Below are 12,507 nucleotides of genomic sequence, written 5' to 3'. Positions count from 1 at the left end.
CTGACCTGGAGAGTGTTAACTATGCATAAAAACATCGTACTGCTTCCGGGAGATGGAATTGGTCCTGCTGTAACAGAAGCTGCGGCTTCCGTCCTGCAGCAAGTGGCCGACATCTTTTCCCACAACTTCAGTTTCACAAGTAAGACGATTGGCGGTGCAGCCATAGATGTATTCGGGGAACCTCTGCCAGCAGACACCCTTCAAGCTTGTAAAGAATCAGATGCCATTTTACTAGGTGCTGTAGGAGGACCAAAATGGGATCAGCAGCCTCCTCATCTGCGGCCCGAAAAAGGGCTGCTCCAGCTGCGCAAGGGCCTGGGTCTATTTGCAAATCTGCGTCCCGTCAAAACCTTTCCTTCCTTGCTTGCTAGTTCTCCGCTCAAGCAGGAAATCGTTGAAGGCAGCGATTTATTGATTGTAAGGGAGCTGACCGGAGGACTTTATTTCGGGCTTCCAAGCGAACGCCGTGAAGATGGTCAAATCGTTGTCGACACCTTGCATTATGAAAAAAGCGAAATCGAACGGATTGTCGATACAGGTTTCCAGAGCGCAATGCTCCGTAATAAACGTCTAGCTTCCGTCGATAAAGCAAATGTACTCGAATCCAGCAAACTATGGCGTGAAATCGTTGATGAAAAGAGCAAAGACTATCCAGAAGTAACGGTTGAGCATATGCTCGTGGATTCTACTGCTATGAAGCTCATTACAAACCCAACCTATTTCGATGTTATTGTCACCGAGAACCTATTCGGCGATATCCTGAGCGATGAAGCATCCGTGCTTACCGGGTCTCTGGGTCTCCTCCCTTCTGCCAGCCTGCGTGAGGATCAGCTCGGTTTGTATGAGCCAGTGCATGGCTCCGCTCCGGATATAGCCGGCAAGGATATTGCCAATCCGCTTGGAGCAATTCTTTCAGCAGCCATGCTGCTTCGGTATTCATTCGGAATGGAAAGAGAAGCCGACGCTGTGGAAGCAGCTGTAGATGATGTACTGCAAAACGGATACGGAACAACCGATATGCAGGTGGATACAGAGAAAATCGTCGGTACGAAAGAAATGACCTCTCTTGTCATCGAACAGCTGACGACAGCAAAAGTGAGTTCTTAAGAAAGGACCTGAGAACAATGAAGCAACCAAAGACAATTATCGAAAAAATCTGGGAAAAGCACACTGTTGTACAGGAAACGGATAAGCCGGATCTTTTGTATATTGATTTGCACCTTGTGCACGAGGTAACATCTCCGCAGGCTTTTGAAGGTCTGCGCCTGGCAGGTCGCAAAGTACGGCAGCCAGAACGCACCTATGCAACAGTTGATCACAATGTACCGACAATCCACCGTCCGCTGATTCGTGATGAAGTTGCACGAAAACAAATGGAAACGCTGCGTACGAATTGTGCCGAATTTGGAATCCGCCTAGCTGACATTGACCATCCTGATCAAGGTATCGTGCATGTCATTGGCCCGCAGCTTGGTTTGACGCAGCCTGGTAAAACAATAGTATGCGGCGACAGTCATACTTCCACCCACGGTGCATTCGGTGCTCTGGCATTCGGAATTGGTACGAGTGAGGTAGAACATGTGCTTGCTACTCAGACACTTTGGCAAAACAAACCAAAGACGCTTAATGTGCATATTGAAGGATCATTAGGAACTGGCGTGACTGCGAAGGACTTGATCCTGGCCATCATTGGTAAATTCGGTGTCAAATTCGGAACCGGCTATGTGCTGGAATATACCGGCAAAGCTATCCAAGAATTATCAATGGAGGAACGGATGACCGTTTGTAACATGTCCATAGAAGCTGGTGCAAGAGCCGGTCTGATCAGCCCGGATGAGACGACGTTCGAATATTTGCGCGGCAGAAGATATGCACCCGAAAGTTCTGATTTTGATGCTGCTGTCTCTGAGTGGAGAAACCTTGCTACTGACGATGGCGCTGTTTATGACCATACCGTATATTTGGATGCATCAGAAATAGAACCGCAGGTCACATGGGGAACAAACCCTGGTATGTGTCTGCCGATATCTGCAAGCGTACCAGACCCGGCACTTATCGAGGATAGGGATGAAAGAGCTTCTGTCGAACAGGCCCTTGCTTATATGGGCTTGGAGGCAAACCAACAGCTGACTTCCATTGAGATCCAGCATGTATTCATCGGCTCCTGTACGAATTCGCGGATTACAGACCTGCGTAAAGCAGCAAGTGTCGTCAAAGGAAGGAAGGTCCACCCTTCTGTCCGTGCGATGGTCGTTCCCGGCTCTTTCACAGTCAAGATGCAGGCAGAACAAGAGGGCTTGGACCAAATTTTCCAAGATGCAGGATTCGAGTGGCGTGATGCTGGCTGCAGTATGTGCCTGGCAATGAATGAAGATGTAGTGCCCGCAGGCGAACGCTGTGCTTCTACGTCGAATCGAAATTTCGAGGGGCGTCAAGGTGCTGGAGCCCGCACGCATTTGGCCAGCCCGGAAATGGCTGCGGCGGCAGCAATCGAGGGGCGATTTGTCGATGTCCGACAGGTAGTCGCACCAACTGTGTAAGGAGGATAGAAAATGGAACCTATCAAAACGCATAATGGTCTTGTCTACCCGTTGCCAAAACGTAACGTCGACACTGACCAGATCATACCAAAGCAATTTTTAAAGCGCATTGAACGAGCAGGTTTCGGGCAATTTCTCTTTTATAACTGGCGTTTCGATGAAAATGACAAGCCGCGCACAGACTTCTCCTTGAATCAGCCGAAATATGAAGGTGCATCTGTTTTGGTCGGCGGTGACAACTTTGGCTGCGGCTCGTCACGCGAGCATGCTCCTTGGGCTCTTTTGGACTATGGTTTCAAGGTGATCATTGCGCCGAGTTTTGCCGATATCTTCTACAACAATACAACTAAAAACGGGATACTTGCTATCCGTCTTCCCGAGGAACAAGTAGACTATTTGCTCGATCAGGCAGAAAAGAATGCTTATACACTGACAATAGACCTGGAAAAACAGAAAGTATATGATAAGCTAGGTTTTGAGGCAGGCTTTGACATTCCTGCCTATAATAAACATATGCTTTTAAATGGACTAGACGAGATCGGCATTACGTTAAGTTATGCTGATCAGATAACACAATTTGAACAAACACATTAAAGGAGTGTGAAGGCATTGGGGATTGCTTAAGTCAGAAAAAGATACAAGCAGCAACAGCTTATTTGAAGGATTTGGTACATCACACGCCAATCAGGACATCCACTTCATTGGACAAAATGATGGGCAGGAACGTATATCTGAAGATGGAGAACCAGCAGAAGACAGGTGCCTTTAAAGCACGCGGGGCCATTTTTAAAATTGGCAGCATGAGTGAAGACGACGCAAAGCGCGGTGTTCTTGCTGCTTCTGCTGGCAACCACGCACAAGGTGTCGCTCTTGCAGCAGCAAAACGCGCAATTCCAGCTAAAATCTATATGCCAATCCATACTCCGAAGCCGAAAGTAGAAGCAACTAAAAGCTATGGTGCAACGGTTGAGTTAGCCGGTGAAACTTTCCAGGAGGCACTATTTGCTGCCCAAAAGGAACAGCAGCATTCTGGAGGTACTTTCATCCATCCTTTCGATGACATCGATATTATCGCTGGACAGGGCACGATTGCCGTAGAAATGCTGGCCGATCAGCCTGAACTCGACACGCTCATCGTTCCGGTAGGAGGAGGCGGCCTGATAAGCGGTATCGCTTTTGCTGCCAAACAGATCAAGCCTTCTATTCGCATCATCGGTGTGCAAACAGAAGCTGTGTGCGCAACCTACCATGCGTTCCACAAACATTTGATACCATCCCTCCCTTGCACCACAATTGCGGAAGGGATTGCTGTCAATGAGCCTGGCAAGGTGACATTGCCGCTGATACAGCAATATGTGGATGATATTATCACTGTTTCAGAGCGTGATATCGCTGCTGGTGTCTTACAGCTGCTAGAAAGGCATAAGACGCTTGCTGAAGGTGCCGGCGCCGCTGGCTTTGCAGGACTGATGCGCCATCATCAAAGTATACGTTCCGAACATTGCGGAATCGTCATCAGCGGTGGGAACTTCGATCTTCATAAGCTGTCTGAGCTGCACGCACTTACTATGCATCTCCCCGCCAACAGCATGGCATAAGAAAGAGCAGGAAGCCTTTTGCTTCCTGCTCTATTTTTCTTTTTCCGGCTTCAGTCTGCCAGCTTGCTTCAGCTGCTCACGAAGTAAATATTCAATTTGAGCATTCACACTGCGAAAATCATCGTCTGCCCATTTCTGCACCATATCATAGATATCCTGGTTGATGCGCAACGGAAAACTCTTCTTTTTTGCCATAAGACCCCTGCTTTAATATAGTGATCCATTGTTCACGACGGGCTGTGTCCCGCGATCGGAAACAATGGCCACCATCAGATTGTTCACCATCTGCGCCTTGCGCTCTGGATCCAGTTCCAAATCGCCTTCATTCAATGCTTCCACAGCATCCATCGACATACCGACTGCACCTTCCACAATCATTTTGCGGGCAGCAATGATTGCTGCCGCCTGCTGGCGCTGCAGCATCGCTTGGGCAATTTCTGTTGAGTAAGCAAGATGCGTGAAACGTGCTTCCATCACCTCCACGCCTGCTTCATTCAGACGCGCTTCCAATTCTGCCTGCAGTTTACCAGTAATTTCATCCCCATTCTCACGCAGAGAATAACCGGATTCGTTGAAATTGTCATAGGGATAATTTGAAGCGATATGACGGATTGCTGCTTCACTTTGAATAGCGACGAATTCTTCGTAATCATCTACATTGAATGCTGCTTTTGCTGTATCTACTACACGATACACAATCACTGCAGCTATTTCAATTGGATTCCCTTCTATGTCGTTTACTTTTAGTGTCTTGGAGTTGAAGTTACGAATACGCAAAGTGATTCGCTGTCTCGTAGTAAGAGGGATAGTCAGGAATAAACCATTGGCACGAATTGTACCGATATACTTACCGAAAAATGTTACAACGTAGGCTTGATTAGGAGGTACAATCACGATTCCGGTTACCAGCAATACAGCAACAAGAAAGAGAATGACTGCTAAAACGACACCCTCCTGTGTCAAACTGAAGATGCCCGCACCCGCACAAGCAAGGATGATCAGCACCCCGAGGAAACCATTTAAAGCAGCAGCTTGCTTTTCTTTCATACACGTCACTCCTACATTTTCATATTAAAGTGATATCACTTTAATATTATTATATATTCTGACAACATACTTTGCAACCCGGAGACAAGTCTATATACTTAAAGAAAAAAGATCGGGGAATTCACATGTTATATCAGGTCTTCAGACCATTTCGATTATTGCATCGCTACCTTGTCGATAAAAAATATCCAAAAGGAGCGTATATCGCCGAGAGATACCGCGTCATCCGTAAACTTGGTTCCGGCAGCTATGGTACTACTTATCTGTGCGTTGATAGCATCCAGCAGAAGACATGTACAGTGAAACAGCTTCGGCGCAGCCGTCAGGGCCGGAAGAAATATTTCCGCATGTTCCAGCAGGAATATGAGTTGCTCAGCAAACTCAAGCACCCTTCCATTCCGGCTGCCAGCTCCTTTTTTCATACAGAGAATGGTTATTTTTTCGTCATGGATTTTGTTTCTGGTGAAAATCTGGAGCAGCATATCTTTGAAACAAAAAAGCAATATAACGAAAAAGAAGCACTTGCAGTGACAATCGATATAGCTCAAGTTGTAGACCACCTGCATACACATCGTATCTACCATGGTGATATCCGAATACCGAATGTCATGCTTGCCGGTGGACATGCTTATCTCATCGACTTTGGACTAGCGAAACAATTCAGAAGTACAAGGAATTCTGAGGAGCAGAGTCGTCTGGAACAGGATCTGTTTGACTTAGGTGACATCCTGCTTTATCTTTTGTACACCACATTTGAAAAAACAACTAAAAAAGCCCTCCCTTGGACGGAAGAGCTCACTTTGTCACCCGCATGCAAGCATGCGCTCGAAAGATTATTAGGCATCAAGGAACCTTTCCCTTCTGTGTTTGAAGCGATTGATTCCTTGAGAAAAGCAAAAGAAGCAGCAGATTAACTGCTGCTTCCATATCCACGGCGCTTGTACCGGCTGCTGCCGCCATAACGGTTGCGACCGTAGCCGCTGCTGCCGCTAGAGCCACGGCGTCCTCGATAACCACTAGAGTCATAGCGACGTCCTCGATGGCCGCTGGAATCATATCTTCTCCCGCGGCGATGGCTGCTCCCACCGGCGGATTCCTGTATTTTACGGATGAATTTCTTGAACATAGATTTCCCTCCCTAAATAACAACTTGTCTATTTACGCAAATGATACCATGTTAGTTTCAAGAAGTACGTTTCTTTACAAATTCTTAATAATTTGTCAGCGAAATGAGTCTTTCCACTCTAGCCTCGAAATCTTCCATCCGAATAAACCGACCTTCTCTGATCTGTTCTTTCCCTTCTGCAAATACGAGTATAGTCGGAGCGCCAAATGCAAGGTATTTCCCCGTCACTTCCTTCACTTCACTGCTATCTGTATACCCTAACTCTACTTGCCGATGGTTCTGCAGCACGTCTTCTATTCGTGGCAGCAAGGCCTGATAGACGCTGCAGCCTGGTGAGGATATGAATAAGACAGCAAGTCTATTCGTACTGATATAACCTTCCATCGTCGATGCTATGCAACTTCATTCTATCCACCTGCTTTATTGGTTGTTTCCTCCATCATATAGAATCATACCCCTTGATGGCGAATGATATGATATAGTAGACTCTGGGGATATTCAAACATATTTTGACAAAATTCTAGATTAGCAGATTAAAGGAGAAACATATATATGGCAAAAGACGATAAACAGGAGTTGCGCCGCTCACAGAAAAAGCGGAAGAAATCCCGCAAGAAGCGCGTTATCCGCAATATATTTATAATTGTATTACTTTTGATTCTCATTCCGGCAGCATATGCTGGTTATCTTTATGTAAAAGCTGGTAATTTGGCCAATGATTCTTTCGTAGATGATGGCCGGGACAAATCATCCCTTCGCGACAGTGCAGTAGATCCTGCCGAAGATAGCGTCAGCGTCTTGTTCATTGGATCTGATTCAAGCCAAAAACGGGAACAGGACAATATCGGTAAACGCTCCGATACGATGATTCTCGCTACCTTCAATAAAGATGATAAAAGCATTAAAATGCTTAGCATTCCGCGTGATACGTATACCTACGTACCTTATCTAGAACGCAACACGAAAATAAATGGATCGTATAACGGCGGTCCTACAGCAACTGTGGAAGCAGTCGAAGAACTGACGCAGGTTCCAGTAGACTATTATATCGATGTAAACTTCGAGGCATTCATCAGCGTTGTCGAAGCACTAGATGGTATTTCAGTTGATGTACCTTATGAACTGGAAGAAATGAACTCCAAAGATGAAAAAGGTGCCATCCACCTACAGCCAGGTGTCCAGACGCTGAACGGGGAAGAAGCACTTGCACTTGCCAGGACAAGGAAGCAAGATAGTGACTTTGCCCGCAGTGAACGTCAGCAGCAAATCATTGAAGCAATGATGGATAAAGCGACAGACATGAGTTCCGTTCTTAAATATTCCAGTCTTTTGGATGCAGTGGGCAGCAATATGCAGACAAATATGACGTTCGATGAGATGAAGAGCTTCATTTCTTACGGTGTGAACAATAAATTAACAGTAGAAAGCCTGAAGCTCGAAGGCCAAGGCGGAAACGGAATTGTCCCTGGTTATAGCGCCTACGCTTTCCTTCCTGATGCAACATCATTGGCTAATGCTACGCAGACGATGCGTGATCAGTTAGAGCTTCCTGCTCTTGATAATACCACTTCCACTTCTACAACCTCGCCTTAAAAAAGGCGAGGTTTTTTATGTCTCTTTTGGTACGACGACACGAATTTCCCCGGGTAAAACTTTGGCTTCAAAAGGCAGCGGTTCCCCTTCATCTCCATCTATATTGACCACAAGCTCCATATCGGAAGAAACGCTTATTTCATCCGCTTGAAAGTAGGAAACTTGCTCATTGACAGCCAAATTCCCTTTAAAAATATCAGGTATCAGCTTGACCGCTTTTGTAATGGACAAATCATTTAAAAGGAAGACATGAAACAAATGATCATCCACTTCAGCTTGTTCGGCAAACTTTTCGAAACCGGCTACGGAATTTGTTAGTGCAATAAGCATCATATATGCTTTATCATTATAAGCTTCCTTTTCACCTGTATGGACACTGATGCGGAAGGGTGTCTTGTCTCGGAATGCTTTTGCTCCTTCCAACAGGTAAGCAAAATGGCCATATTTGCTTTTCTCCTCCGGTGTGACATCATATACCGCTTCGGCAATTACCCCTACAGCTAAAACGTTCATAAAGTAACGATTACCTAATTTACCAATGTCTACTGCTTTTAAGTGGTAGTCCTCGAGTAATGCTAGTGCCTGCTCCGGTTTTCGTGGTATTTGCAAAGCACGAGCAAAGTCATTCACTGTGCCGAGCGGAACAAAAGCAAAATTGGGCTGCTGTTCCTTTTCGGCCAACCCATTGATACATTCGTTTATCGTGCCGTCCCCGCCCATCGCAAGCAGCGTTTCATATGTACCATCACAAGCAGAAGCAGCAAATTCGGTTGCATCCCCCTCTTTTTCGGTATATCTTACTACCACTTGTTCGTGCCGCTTGCCAAGTAGTCCTACAGCTTGTTCCTCATATTGCATCGCTTTTTCCTTCCCTGATGAAGGATTTATAATAAGCATTGCCCGCACAGGTTCCGCCTCTTTCTCTTTTTTCTATCTTATACCCCTAACTGGAAGATCATGAAACAAATCGAATTAATACAAAATGAAAATAAGCATCAAAAAAGACCTCCAAAAGAGGTCTTTTTAACTTAAAAATATAAATGCAAGGAAGCCAATCAGGATAAGCAGAATGACTCCAATTACTTTCCATCCTATACCGCCTGCCAAATCAGCAAGGTTTCCATTTTCAACTCTGTTGAACGCATCACTGACAATTCCTGCTGGATTTATTTTTAATTCTTCTTGTCTCAATCGTTCTCTTTTCATCTCTGGAGTTTCTATCTCTTTAATCATAACAGCACTCCTCTTTCAATCCTGCTTTTTTTTAAAAAAGCCAGCTTTCTAGATGAAAGCTGGCTAAGATAAGTTAATTTAATCCGTCAATCGTAATCTGCTCAATGGTGGCGGATGTTGCACCATCCTGCATGGCAGCCTCAAAGCTGACTTGATCTCCTTCTTTTAGGAAGATTGCATATGGCGCATCAGTGGAGTTAATGCTGTAGATAACATCCTGGTCCTTCAGCAAGAATTGAATTGTTTTCGCCCCGGCATTGTCCGAGGAAATATAGAGTCGGTTCACTTCCCCGCTCACTTGCTGGACAGGAGCGTCTCCTGTGGATTCTGCTGTACTTGTATCTGTACTAAGCTGGAGTCGATACGCCTCTAACGTACTTTTAGCATTATCTCCAAACACAACATAGTCAGAATCTGCTGCCCGGACGTATGCATACTGCTTGAAGATACCATTGGAATCGAGCACACTGATCACCCAGGTCGGATTACCGTCTATATTGTAGAGTACGGGCATTTTCCCTTCCCATTTTTTTTCAGGGTATTCCTTTTCCACCACTTGCACAGCACCAGAGGAATCCATGATGCCATTGTTCTTCTCACCACCGAAGAATGTCACTTCCCCTGTCCGGCCATCGACCATTGTGTAGCCAAGGGCAGAGTCGATATTTTCTTTCGGTGATTTGAAATCGGTGAAATACTGAATGCTGCCATCTTCAGCGAATACAGCTGTCACGCCATGCTCCGTTCCGTTGTTGTTCGGAATCTTCACGCCGGCTTTCCCAAAGTGTCGGTTCCAAAAACCGCCGCTGTATTCGCCATAATACGTATTAAGCTTACTGGCCATTTCTGGTGATATTGTGTTCTCAATAAAATCAGGCGCTTGATCAGCGTCATAAATTTTTGATTGTCCATTGTAAGGGTTCACAACGACAACCTGAATATCATCGCCATTCGCTTTCTTAGTGAGAAGTTTCGGCTGGTAGACAGTCTGGACGTACCATGCTTTTCCTTCTTCATCGACTTCCAAGCGTGCGTCTCCCTCCTGAATGTAGGAAGGGTAACGGGAGTAAATAATCCGCTGCAAATCTTTATGGAAGTATGCCGATGGTACATAAGATAATTTATTTTCTACAAATTCAGGCTGTGCCCCAAGATCTGTCGCGTCAATGACAAAGTAGCCGGAAGTCTCTCCGCCTTTCAGCCATTTGAAGAAACCGTCAAATTCCACTGGCGCGATGTATTCATTCGTCCCGCCAACAGTTTGCGTCTGAAGGCTGCCGAGATGATAGAGCTGTGTATCCGGTACTACGCTCATCTTCTTGTTCATTTTGTTCCGGACTGAGCTAGGTGCAATTGCTATAGGTGTCTTATCTTCATCAAGCGGTTTTGCTTCTTCCTCTGTTGATTTAACTACGTGGTCATACGTAGACTGATAAACTGCAAAATTAGCAATCACACAAACAACTGCTCCGATAATAATAACTGCTAATAGTATTGCCGCAAGTGAAACACCTGCATTTTTCGATTTCTTTTCTGCTTTTTTGCTTGCAAGAAGCGGAAAAGCAGAAAAGAAAATACCGATTGCGTTCAGCCAAAGGATATTTTGGATTATGAACGCTGGTAACACGAAATAGATGATAATGACTAGTACGATGTAAGCAGCAATACCTGTTGCCACGTATTGCTGGAGCTTTGCCTTTCCTCCTCCAGCTGCCAAGTCAGCCAGAGCGATCAGGATAAAGCCAGCAAGACTGGCGAAAGCAATTAAAAAGATCATGCTGTTCCTCCTTTTGATGTCGTAATGATTATACGGTATAAAGGAAGGAAAAGTTTCATGTCATCGTGTGTGTATTACATATGTACCGCCTATCAAATCTTGGAGTCCACGCCTATCCTCCATTACAAGCACCATAACAGCACTAATCAGTAAGGATATACCTAAGTAACTAATATCAGCAGTCCATTGCCTACGACCTCTCGAAGAATCATGTTGGTAAACGTGACATCTCCTCCGTCTGTTCGTTTGATTTTAATTCCCATTAGCCGCTTTCCAATGACATATCCTTTCCATAGAACAGGAAGTACTGTCAAATATATAACATATCCAATAAGTAGCCATCTGACCATTCAATAGAAAATCCCTGTATAAAGTAGAGCAGGATACTGATAGGAATAATAAGAATAAACATGTCGATGATACTAGCGAAAAACCTGATTCCAAATCCTGCACGCATTTATTAAGATAACTCCCCCAAATAACTTTAACATATAATTCCATTTATTGATGCAGCTAAAAAGGAAGCTGGACATAAGCGTTTTGGCAAACAAAAATGCACCTGCTGGTGAATAGAATAGTTCACCAGCAGGTCCATTTTAAAAATATTTAAAGTCTACTGCTAGTTAAGTAGGTACTTGCGCCATCTACACATAACTTTTCGAAAGCCATTACATGCAATGTTATTTATTGAAGTAAGAAGTAAGACCTCGCCCTATGAAGTTTGCAGAAACTGGGCTTTTTCCGATTTCCCTTGCCCATATTGATAATTGCCCAATATGATGAATTTCATGAGCAATAATATGTCGCATGACTTCACCCCAAGTATCCGTCAAAACTCTTCCATCTGATAAGGTATCGTAAAATATACGTCCCTCCATATTAGCATCCCATTTGTTAACAAAGCTTTCTACTTCTAAATGAAGATCAGCGTTTAATTCTCGAACCTTTTTCAAGCTCTTATAAGCATCGAAACTGTCCTGGAAGTCGGTTTTGTCTTGTATGAGACGTATCCAGCTCCATTCGACATCAACTATATGGAAAAGTGTATGTAATATACTTCCCTTTCCACCCGTGCGGTCTAGTAGCAGTTCTTCTTCATTCAACTCTTCACACCATTGATACCATTCTTCTCTAACCATCCAGTTATATTTAAAAAATAATTGCAAAGAAGACCCTCCCAGTTTGTAGATAATTAAACGGTGACAAAATACTAGAGCAATACCAAACATTACATAACTACTTTTTCTGCATGTCTTTGTTGAATTCCTTGTTTAATTTATTTTCCCTATGAGAAGGTAAAGTAATACAAGAGGACACAAATAAGCAATTAAACTGCCATCTAATATCTATTGAAGATAAAAAGGACTGCTTTAAAAGCAGTCCTTTAATGGATTACTTGTTTATTTCTTTTGTATTAGTTCGAACCTGTCGAATGCAGCCCAATTACCGGCTTTTGCGTCAGAACATACTCCAATTTCAAGCTGTCCATTTGAGACCCGAATATCATCGATTTTGTACTTTGTATAATTTGTTACCTCTCTTGAGCCTATTTCAGTTATTTTCTTAGTTTCGCCGTAATCTGTTGCATAGAAG

At 44.4% G+C, this 12,507-nt stretch carries 15 protein-coding genes; 6 read left to right on the top strand and 9 right to left on the bottom strand.

The features are described from left to right. The first annotated feature begins 21 nt into the window (after positions 1 to 21). From leuB to CHH91_RS08045, 4 genes are all read left to right on the top strand, one after another. Complete coding sequence (leuB, locus tag CHH91_RS08060; protein WP_095222944.1) at positions 22 to 1,107, top strand: 3-isopropylmalate dehydrogenase; 1,086 nt, start codon at positions 22 to 24, stop codon at positions 1,105 to 1,107. 17 nt (positions 1,108 to 1,124) lie between these two features. Continuing rightward, positions 1,125 to 2,540: a 3-isopropylmalate dehydratase large subunit gene (leuC, locus tag CHH91_RS08055; RefSeq protein WP_095222943.1), complete on the top strand. Its 1,416-nt coding sequence runs from the start codon at positions 1,125 to 1,127 to the stop codon at positions 2,538 to 2,540. Positions 2,541 to 2,552: 12 nt separating this feature from the next. Further along, on the top strand, positions 2,553 to 3,134 hold the full coding sequence (leuD, locus tag CHH91_RS08050) for a 3-isopropylmalate dehydratase small subunit (protein ID WP_095222942.1): 582 nt from the start codon (positions 2,553 to 2,555) through the stop codon (positions 3,132 to 3,134). A gap of 62 nt (positions 3,135 to 3,196) precedes the next feature. Beyond that, entirely contained in the window at positions 3,197 to 4,138 is a 942-nt protein-coding gene (locus CHH91_RS08045; protein WP_095222941.1) for a threonine ammonia-lyase, read from the top strand. 30 nt (positions 4,139 to 4,168) lie between these two features. Here CHH91_RS08045 and CHH91_RS08040 read toward each other — a convergent pair whose 3' ends face one another. Further along, complete coding sequence (locus tag CHH91_RS08040) at positions 4,169 to 4,333, bottom strand: type II toxin-antitoxin system antitoxin (RefSeq protein ID WP_095217437.1); 165 nt, start codon at positions 4,331 to 4,333, stop codon at positions 4,169 to 4,171. Positions 4,334 to 4,345: 12 nt separating this feature from the next. After that, positions 4,346 to 5,185 (bottom strand): SPFH domain-containing protein, encoded by an 840-nt coding sequence (locus tag CHH91_RS08035; protein WP_095222940.1) that lies wholly within the window; start codon positions 5,183 to 5,185, stop codon positions 4,346 to 4,348. Positions 5,186 to 5,310: 125 nt separating this feature from the next. Here CHH91_RS08035 and CHH91_RS08030 point away from each other — a divergent pair, with 125 nt between their 5' ends. Beyond that, entirely contained in the window at positions 5,311 to 6,099 is a 789-nt protein-coding gene (locus CHH91_RS08030) for a serine/threonine protein kinase (protein ID WP_095222939.1), read from the top strand. On the opposite strand, the gene CHH91_RS08025 is transcribed toward CHH91_RS08030, so the two are convergent. Together CHH91_RS08025 and CHH91_RS08020 are read right to left on the bottom strand one after the other, a co-directional pair. Further along, positions 6,029 to 6,271, bottom strand: coding sequence for a hypothetical protein (locus CHH91_RS08025; RefSeq protein ID WP_217973710.1), 243 nt, complete (start codon positions 6,269 to 6,271; stop codon positions 6,029 to 6,031). The genes CHH91_RS08030 and CHH91_RS08025 overlap by 71 nt on opposite strands. A gap of 124 nt (positions 6,272 to 6,395) precedes the next feature. Continuing rightward, positions 6,396 to 6,695 carry a thioredoxin family protein gene (locus CHH91_RS08020; RefSeq protein ID WP_095222937.1) on the bottom strand — a complete coding sequence of 100 codons (300 nt, stop codon included), beginning with the start codon at positions 6,693 to 6,695 and terminating at the stop codon, positions 6,396 to 6,398. 168 nt (positions 6,696 to 6,863) lie between these two features. Here CHH91_RS08020 and CHH91_RS08015 point away from each other — a divergent pair, with 168 nt between their 5' ends. Continuing rightward, positions 6,864 to 7,904: an LCP family protein gene (locus CHH91_RS08015; protein WP_095222936.1), complete on the top strand. Its 1,041-nt coding sequence runs from the start codon at positions 6,864 to 6,866 to the stop codon at positions 7,902 to 7,904. A gap of 15 nt (positions 7,905 to 7,919) precedes the next feature. On the opposite strand, the gene CHH91_RS08010 is transcribed toward CHH91_RS08015, so the two are convergent. The 5 genes from CHH91_RS08010 to CHH91_RS07990 all read right to left on the bottom strand — a co-directional run bounded on the left by CHH91_RS08010 (position 7,920) and on the right by CHH91_RS07990 (position 12,080). Then, positions 7,920 to 8,801 carry a diacylglycerol/lipid kinase family protein gene (locus CHH91_RS08010; RefSeq protein ID WP_095223056.1) on the bottom strand — a complete coding sequence of 294 codons (882 nt, stop codon included), beginning with the start codon at positions 8,799 to 8,801 and terminating at the stop codon, positions 7,920 to 7,922. Positions 8,802 to 8,927: 126 nt separating this feature from the next. Then, positions 8,928 to 9,137 (bottom strand): DUF6366 family protein, encoded by a 210-nt coding sequence (locus CHH91_RS08005; RefSeq protein ID WP_095222935.1) that lies wholly within the window; start codon positions 9,135 to 9,137, stop codon positions 8,928 to 8,930. Positions 9,138 to 9,210: 73 nt separating this feature from the next. Further along, a complete protein-coding gene (locus CHH91_RS08000; protein WP_095222934.1) occupies positions 9,211 to 10,914 on the bottom strand; it encodes a DNA-binding protein in 1,704 nt (567 codons plus the stop codon). A 161-nt stretch (positions 10,915 to 11,075) separates the two neighbouring features. After that, positions 11,076 to 11,264, bottom strand: a complete 189-nt coding sequence (locus CHH91_RS21210) for an RDD family protein (protein ID WP_286160723.1) — start codon at positions 11,262 to 11,264, stop codon at positions 11,076 to 11,078. Between the two features lie 330 nt (positions 11,265 to 11,594). After that, the gene (locus tag CHH91_RS07990; RefSeq protein WP_095222933.1) at positions 11,595 to 12,080 is read right to left on the bottom strand and encodes a DinB family protein; all 486 of its coding nucleotides are present in this window, start codon (positions 12,078 to 12,080) and stop codon (positions 11,595 to 11,597) included. Between the last annotated feature and the right edge of the window lie 427 nt (positions 12,081 to 12,507).

Source organism: Virgibacillus sp. 7505, from assembly GCF_002272135.1.
GTDB lineage: Bacteria > Bacillota > Bacilli > Bacillales > Amphibacillaceae > Terribacillus.
Note: the sequence above shows the minus strand (reverse complement) of the source record. Positions and strands in the feature narration are given on the sequence as shown.

What these genes read in the sequence shown, in the direction of transcription:
- CHH91_RS08000 (WP_095222934.1), bottom strand. Translation starts at nt 10,914, where the DNA reads ATGATCTTTTTAATTGCTTTCGCCAGTCTTGCTGGCTTTATCCTGATC.
- CHH91_RS08040 (WP_095217437.1), bottom strand. Translation starts at nt 4,333, where the DNA reads ATGGCAAAAAAGAAGAGTTTTCCGTTGCGCATCAACCAGGATATCTAT.
- CHH91_RS08020 (WP_095222937.1), bottom strand. Translation starts at nt 6,695, where the DNA reads ATGGAAGGTTATATCAGTACGAATAGACTTGCTGTCTTATTCATATCC.
- CHH91_RS08010 (WP_095223056.1), bottom strand. Translation starts at nt 8,801, where the DNA reads ATGCTTATTATAAATCCTTCATCAGGGAAGGAAAAAGCGATGCAATAT.
- CHH91_RS08005 (WP_095222935.1), bottom strand. Translation starts at nt 9,137, where the DNA reads ATGATTAAAGAGATAGAAACTCCAGAGATGAAAAGAGAACGATTGAGA.
- CHH91_RS08035 (WP_095222940.1), bottom strand. Translation starts at nt 5,185, where the DNA reads ATGAAAGAAAAGCAAGCTGCTGCTTTAAATGGTTTCCTCGGGGTGCTG.
- leuB (WP_095222944.1), top strand. Translation starts at nt 22, where the DNA reads ATGCATAAAAACATCGTACTGCTTCCGGGAGATGGAATTGGTCCTGCT.
- CHH91_RS08030 (WP_095222939.1), top strand. Translation starts at nt 5,311, where the DNA reads ATGTTATATCAGGTCTTCAGACCATTTCGATTATTGCATCGCTACCTT.
- CHH91_RS08015 (WP_095222936.1), top strand. Translation starts at nt 6,864, where the DNA reads ATGGCAAAAGACGATAAACAGGAGTTGCGCCGCTCACAGAAAAAGCGG.
- CHH91_RS21210 (WP_286160723.1), bottom strand. Translation starts at nt 11,264, where the DNA reads ATGGTCAGATGGCTACTTATTGGATATGTTATATATTTGACAGTACTT.
- leuD (WP_095222942.1), top strand. Translation starts at nt 2,553, where the DNA reads ATGGAACCTATCAAAACGCATAATGGTCTTGTCTACCCGTTGCCAAAA.
- leuC (WP_095222943.1), top strand. Translation starts at nt 1,125, where the DNA reads ATGAAGCAACCAAAGACAATTATCGAAAAAATCTGGGAAAAGCACACT.